The sequence below is a fragment of the Rheinheimera pacifica genome (genome assembly GCF_900108485.1).
Taxonomy (GTDB): Bacteria; Pseudomonadota; Gammaproteobacteria; order Enterobacterales; family Alteromonadaceae; genus Alishewanella; species Alishewanella pacifica.
The window spans coordinates 549,667-555,894 of record NZ_FNXF01000001.1; the positions used below are offsets into that span (position 1 = coordinate 549,667).

The 6,228-nt window shown below is 47.3% G+C and carries 5 protein-coding genes; 1 reads left to right on the top strand and 4 read right to left on the bottom strand.

Annotation, left to right across the window (positions count from 1 at the left end):
* Positions 1 to 108 precede the first annotated feature (108 nt).
* Positions 109 to 561, bottom strand: a complete 453-nt coding sequence (locus BLW68_RS02510) for a MarR family winged helix-turn-helix transcriptional regulator (RefSeq protein ID WP_092789831.1) — start codon at positions 559 to 561, stop codon at positions 109 to 111.
* A gap of 175 nt (positions 562 to 736) precedes the next feature.
* Here BLW68_RS02510 and BLW68_RS02515 point away from each other — a divergent pair, with 175 nt between their 5' ends.
* Positions 737 to 1,153, top strand: coding sequence for an organic hydroperoxide resistance protein (locus BLW68_RS02515; RefSeq protein WP_092789834.1), 417 nt, complete (start codon positions 737 to 739; stop codon positions 1,151 to 1,153).
* 44 nt (positions 1,154 to 1,197) lie between these two features.
* On the opposite strand, the gene BLW68_RS02520 is transcribed toward BLW68_RS02515, so the two are convergent.
* From BLW68_RS02520 to BLW68_RS02530, 3 genes are read right to left on the bottom strand one after another with little or no spacing between them, the layout of a single operon-like run.
* Positions 1,198 to 3,624 carry an efflux RND transporter permease subunit gene (locus tag BLW68_RS02520; RefSeq protein WP_092789838.1) on the bottom strand — a complete coding sequence of 809 codons (2,427 nt, stop codon included), beginning with the start codon at positions 3,622 to 3,624 and terminating at the stop codon, positions 1,198 to 1,200.
* Complete coding sequence (locus BLW68_RS02525; RefSeq protein ID WP_092789840.1) at positions 3,596 to 4,501, bottom strand: MlaA family lipoprotein; 906 nt, start codon at positions 4,499 to 4,501, stop codon at positions 3,596 to 3,598. Before BLW68_RS02525 ends, BLW68_RS02520 begins: the two co-directional genes overlap by 29 nt.
* A 51-nt stretch (positions 4,502 to 4,552) precedes the next feature.
* Positions 4,553 to 5,665: a DUF748 domain-containing protein gene (locus BLW68_RS02530; RefSeq protein ID WP_092789843.1), complete on the bottom strand. Its 1,113-nt coding sequence runs from the start codon at positions 5,663 to 5,665 to the stop codon at positions 4,553 to 4,555.
* Positions 5,666 to 6,228: the final 563 nt, after the last annotated feature.

Here is a 6,228-nt window from a genome sequence, read left to right on the forward strand (position 1 = left end):
GATTATGATTTAACGAAAGTAAAAAAATATTGTTATTTAACTAATGTTATTAAATGTAATTCAGCCGGGGTTCATCTTGAGCATGTACTAACCGGCTGAAGTATATGGCTATTCGCCAGCGGAACAACGTTCAAGTTGTTGAATATCCGACTGAACTTGTCGTGCTAAGGCTCTTAACTGGATTAACCGCTCATCGGTCAGCGATATTTGACAGCGCAATGCAGGCATTACGCCTGCTACAGCCGTTTCCAGAGCTTTGCCGCTGCTGGTCAGCACAACATGTTTTACCCGCTCATCAACAGAAGATGGCATACGTTTTAGCCAGCCTTTTTGTTCAAGCTTTTTTACCAGCGGCGTTAGGGTGCCTGAATCAAACAGCGTTTTGCTACCCAGTTCACCCAGGCTGATATTGTCTTGCTGCCATAAAGCCAGCATTACCACATACTGCGGGTAGGTCAGATCAAAGGGCTGCAATAATGGCCGGTACAGCCGCACCACAGCATTAGAGGCGCTATAAAGCGCAAAGCACAGTTGCTGTTCCAGTGGCAAAGTTTTATTCATCTGTATTAATCCGGCAATTTTAGCCAAGTGTACCAAACTTAGCTGGCAGCCTTATAGCTTTAGTAATTATATTTGAGGCAAAAAAATTATATACAAATATCTTGCATGCAAGATTAATTGGTTCTATTATGCAGGTGTTCGCTAACGGCAACTAACCCTAACTGAGGAAATAACGATGGATATTCTTTATAAAGCAGTAGTAACGTCAACTGGCGGCCGTGATGGCGCCGCTAAATCAAGCGATGGTTTATTAGAAGTTAAACTGGCCGCACCAAAAGAATTAGGCGGCGGCGGCGGGGCAACCAACCCTGAGCAGTTATTTGCTGCCGGTTATTCTGCCTGCTTTATCGGTGCAATGAAGTTTGTTGCTGGCCAGAGCAAGCAAACACTGCCTGCCGATGTGAGCCTGCGTGCTGAAGTGGGTATTGGTAAAATTGAAGGTGGCTTTGGTCTGGATGTTGATTTGTTTATAAGCCTGCCTGGTATGGACAAAGCTGCTGCGCAGCAACTGGTAGAAAAAGCGCACCATGTTTGTCCGTATTCAAACGCTACCCGCGGTAATATCGACGTGCGTTTACACGTTAGCGTATAACCGCGTTGGTGCAACGAAAAGCCGGCTTTTGCTGGCTTTTCGCGTTATGCAGCTTTCGTTGTGGGTTTAACAAAACGGCTAAGCAGGGCCGGCAATATGGTTAAATCGGCTGCCAGCGCCATTATCATCGCCGCTGCTGTCAGCAAGCCAAAATAAACACTGGGTAAAAAGCTGGAAAAACCAAACACAGCAAAACCGGCCGCAATAACCACCGAGGTAAACAACATTGCCATGCCGGTATGGGCAAAGGCGTTTTTCAGTGCCATATCGCCAGGTGCCTGCAAATAGCTGTGAACAAAGTGAATGGTGTCGTCAATAGCGATACCCATAGCAATAGCGGCGATGGTAATGGTCATAATGTCCAGTGGAATGCCCAGCCAGCCAATAAGGCCTAAAATACCAAGCGTGGTGCACACATTGGGTACCAGTGCTATCAGCGCAATTTTTAATGAGCGGAAGATCAGCAGCAAAATAACCGCCATGCCAAGGTAAACCAGGCCTAAAGTCATTATTTGCGAATCAAACAACCGCGATAAAATATCCTGATACAACACAAACAGGTTGGTAAGGCTGTAATCTGCGGCTTTTAGGCCAACCGATTGTAAATCCTGATTCAGCTGTTGCATCAGCAGCTCGCGGTTCAGCCCCTCTGTGGTGTCCTGAATGCGGGTAGAAATGCGTACCTGCAGCGGATCTTCAGTCAGATAAGCCCCCACCAGCTGATTAACGACTTGCTGATCCAGCAACTGGTAAATAGAATTTAATTCATACTCTGTTAGTGGTTTGCCATCGTTAAGCTGGGTAGCCAGGGTGGTAAAGTTAACCAGCGAGGTAACATTACCGGTAGCGGCAAACTCTGCCACCACGGCGTGCGCTACATGCAGCTGATTAAACTGCTCGGCACTTAGCAGTAAATCCGGCTTGGTTTTTGCCGGGTCAAGGGTAATGACAATATCCAATGGCGTAGAGCCACCAAACTCCTGATCAATAAACTTAAGTTCCTGGTACACCTGGGTATCGGTGGCAAAATAATTAATAAAGCTGTTTTCCACATTCAGCCGCGCTAAGCCGGGTAGCAGCAGCGCAAACAGCAGTAGGCAGGCAACAACAGTGCGTAAAGGTGCCCGCTGTACCAAGCGGCGGATAGCTTGCAAGCTGGTGCTGAGTATGGCGTAGTCGGCGGTTTCTGCTTTGCTTTTCAGCAGGCTAAGCAGGGCAGGAAACAGCAGCAGGCTGACACTCATGGTGATCAGCATTGCAATTAACATCATAAAACCAAAATCAACCACCGGCTGAATACCACTGAAGATTAACGAGCCAAAACCGACAGAAGTGGTGACTGTGGCATAAAAGCACGGTGCCAGTTTTTGTTGTAATGTCATCGCCACGCGCTGGTGCTGGGTGGCTGTGGCATTGTTACGGGCGATATCGCGGTAAGCGCCGATGAGATGGATCATCACTGCCAGCGTTAAAATAAGCTGTAGTGCAATAAAATTGGCCGAAATAACCGTGGCCCTTATATCCAGCACGGCAAACAGGCCAAGCGTAAGCCAAACGCTTGCTGCGCAGGCCAATACCGGAAACACCACCCAGCGTATGCTACGGTAAAGCACCAGTAACAGCAGGGCGATAATGCCAGCGATGGCGCTGCCAAACACCGTTAAGTCACTGCTGATAATATCCACCAAATGCTGCGCTACCACATAGCCACCACCGGTAAAGGTTTGGGCGCGTTGCTGCACCTGTTGGTTAATTTGCTCTATCTGCGCAATTTCATGCTGGCGCTGTGTCACCAGGGCCTGGCGTAACGGATCTGCTTTTACCTGTAATTCGGCCAGTGCCGTTTGTTCTTCCGCACTGAGTTCACGTTGCAGCGTGTGGCGTTCAATTGCCAGCATATCGCTTTCCAGCGCTGTTAGCTGCGTATCCGGTTTAAACACAATCTGAATTGCCGCCGCGGTTTGGGCGGTATTTAGCAGCAGATCAGTAAAAATAGGGTGGTCACGGAGCAGCTGTTGCATCTGTGCCGGTGAGTATTGTTGCTTCTGCCAGGTAAGCGCAGATACATCAACGTCTGTGGTCAGCGCTGATGCATCGGTAATCAGCGGTACATTAAGCATAGAGGTAACGCTTTGTACCCGCTCCAGCTTGCTGTATTGCTCGCTCAGTGCAGTTAAATCGGCAAAGGTAGCGTTACTGAACAATTCGCCGTTGCGTGGTTTATACGCCACCAGAATAAACTCATCCGGCGAAAAACGCTGATTCGCCTGCTGGGTTTTAATATACAGCGCGTTGTTTTTTACCAGCAGCGTTTCGGCTGAGGCGTCAATACGAAACTGCTGGACAAAAAATGCGGCTGCAGCAAGCAGGAAGACAAACAACAGCAATATAACAAAGCGTGCCTGCACAATACATTGTGCCAGCCACATACTAAAACCGGTGCTATTCAGGCTGTTTGTTGAAGGCGTCATCGCGCTTTACTCCCTGTAAAAACTGGTTACGAAAATACAGGTAAGGGTCATCGGCCTGCTGATACAGCTTTTCATATACTCTGGCGCGATCAGAAAAAGTGTCAACGGCGTCAACACCCTGCAGATAATAGGTATCAGGCGGCGAGGTTATTTGCCGCAGCGGGTCAAGCAACACGCCGCTTACCACAGATGTAGATCCGCGCACATTATTCTGTCCCAGTATTGGCAGTACCAGATAGGGGCCGGGGCTAACATTATAACCGGCCAGAGTATCGGCCAGTGATTGCTTCGCCGGTGGCAAATCAAACCAGGCTGTGGCGGGGTCAAATAAGCCAAGAATACCCACGGTGCTGTTAATTAAAAAGCGGCCAAGATTAGTACCGGCATCTTTTACTTCGCCGGCGGCAAGGTTGTTAAGCAGGCTCAGTGGCTCGCGGATATTACTAAAAGCATTGCCTATTTTGCTGCGTACCACATCCGGTAATACATATTCGTAACCTTTAACCAGCGGAATAAGTGCATAAGAATAGGCGACATGGTTAAAACTAAACATAGCGCGGTTCCAGCCTTCCAGCGGATCATTGTACTGCTGCTCTGCCGCTTCGTCTTCCGGCGTTTCGGGATCGTCACGGCTGGCCATGTCTACCACCGTAGGCTGGATTTCAATATCGCCCTGCGAGGTTTTAATAGTGGTGGTTTTACCGCTGCTAAGTTGTTCTGTAGCGGTTAGGGGGTCTGCGGCTGCCGCTGATTCTGCCGCAGGGTCGGTTGCTTGTTGCGCTATTTCGGCCGTTGTTATATCAGGTGGCGCAGGCTTACTGGCACAACCACTAAGAGTAAATAGAAAAAAAGCAGTAATAACGGTGGCTGTCTTCATACAGAACTCCAGTGTAAATACCCTGACACATAATGTAGCCAGCAGTTTATTTTAGTTTTTTTCAGTTTCTTGTTCCTTTTCAGCCACGGACGAAAAATCAATAATATCTTCAAGATTTAATTTGTAAGCTTCGATAAAAGCATTTCGAAGCAGCCCGGCCAAGGCTTTTAACCTGGAGATATCCGGTTCGCTGAAATCACCGCTGATGGGGATACGGGTCGCGATCAGGTTTTGTTTGCTGTTTTCCAGCAGGGTAGCGAGCATGGCAGAAATACCTTCAACAAATATCTGCAATGGGTTCTCGTCGCCTTCTATCACATCTTTTACCACGTCTTCTTTCCAGGAGAAAATTTTCAGGTTGTAAATACCAAATTTAACATAGCCATTTAGCCGGCCTTTATCGCTGGCCAGCTCAGTTGCCAGTTCAAACTCGCCGGCTTCTACATCAAAAGGAGCATATATCTTAATAATGTTGGCGGTTTCGGCAGTCGGTAATCTGTCCATTTTCATATTGATATCAAACATCGGTAACTTTGCATTAGGATTAAATTTACCTTTAATGATAAAGGGAGTCTGTCTGGCGACTGTACCGCTAAAATCGACTTCAGTTAGCAGTTCTGACTGCGCATCATTGTGCAGGTTAACAATCTCTCCCTCTACATCGCTCAGAATAAGCTCACCAAGCAGATCCTTGGCAATAGCATTAAATTCGATTCTGCCATCGTGAATAGATAACTTATCAATAGAAAAAGGGGTCAGGTTATTTGCCAGGCCAATCCAGGTGCGCTCGTCCAGTACCGCATCCTCGGTAATATCTTCCTGGCCGGCCCTGTCCAGCGCCATAATAACCGGCTGGTGAAATGCCATAGTGCTAACTATTTCACCATCGGCCAGCGCAGCCCACGACAGCCGGATATCAATGCGCTCGGCTGAAAACAGCGGCAGCTCGCCTTTGTCGTTCAGCTGATTAATTTCTATCTGCTTAATAACATAACCACCACGCCAAAGCGCCAAATCAATATCCCGCACCTGGCCGCTAATACCTTCCTGCTTTTCCAGCAGCGAATTGACATACCATACCATCGCATGTGGTAGGGCTACTCTTACTGCTAGTAATACTAAAACCACAGCCAGCATGATTTTTACACTGTTAGATAATCTCATGGGTAAGCGCTGTTTAAGATGAATACAGAAATGCTAAGACAACAGCAAAGATCAGGCCACATGGTTTTTAATGCTCAAGGTGCTGAATTTAAATAACTTTACTAACATTCACTAAGCTGGCTAACCAAGGCAAGACAATACTTCGCGGATTATTTACCTGTAGTTTTGTAAATTTTGCTACGCTGGTTTTAATTTCTTTTTTTGAGACTAACGCATGCGTATTTCGGGATGATCCGGCCAGCGATTTCGGCATGAGTCGGCCACCCATTTCGGTATCATCCGGCCACTGATTTCGGCCTTATCCGGCCACCTGTTTCGGTATCGTCCGGCCAGTTTGTTCTTCCTTCGTTTTACGGACTTTGGCATAACAGTTTTTTAACTGTTTGCCGGAGTAGTCATGACACGTAAAAAGAAAATGGTAAGGACAGATATGCAAACTTATCTGGATATATTCCGTCTTAAATTTGAGGCCAGACTAAGCGACAGGCAAATCTCTCAGGCTTTAAATATTGGCCGGGCAACCATCAGTGATTTGGTTATCCGCTTTAACAATTTAGGCCTCA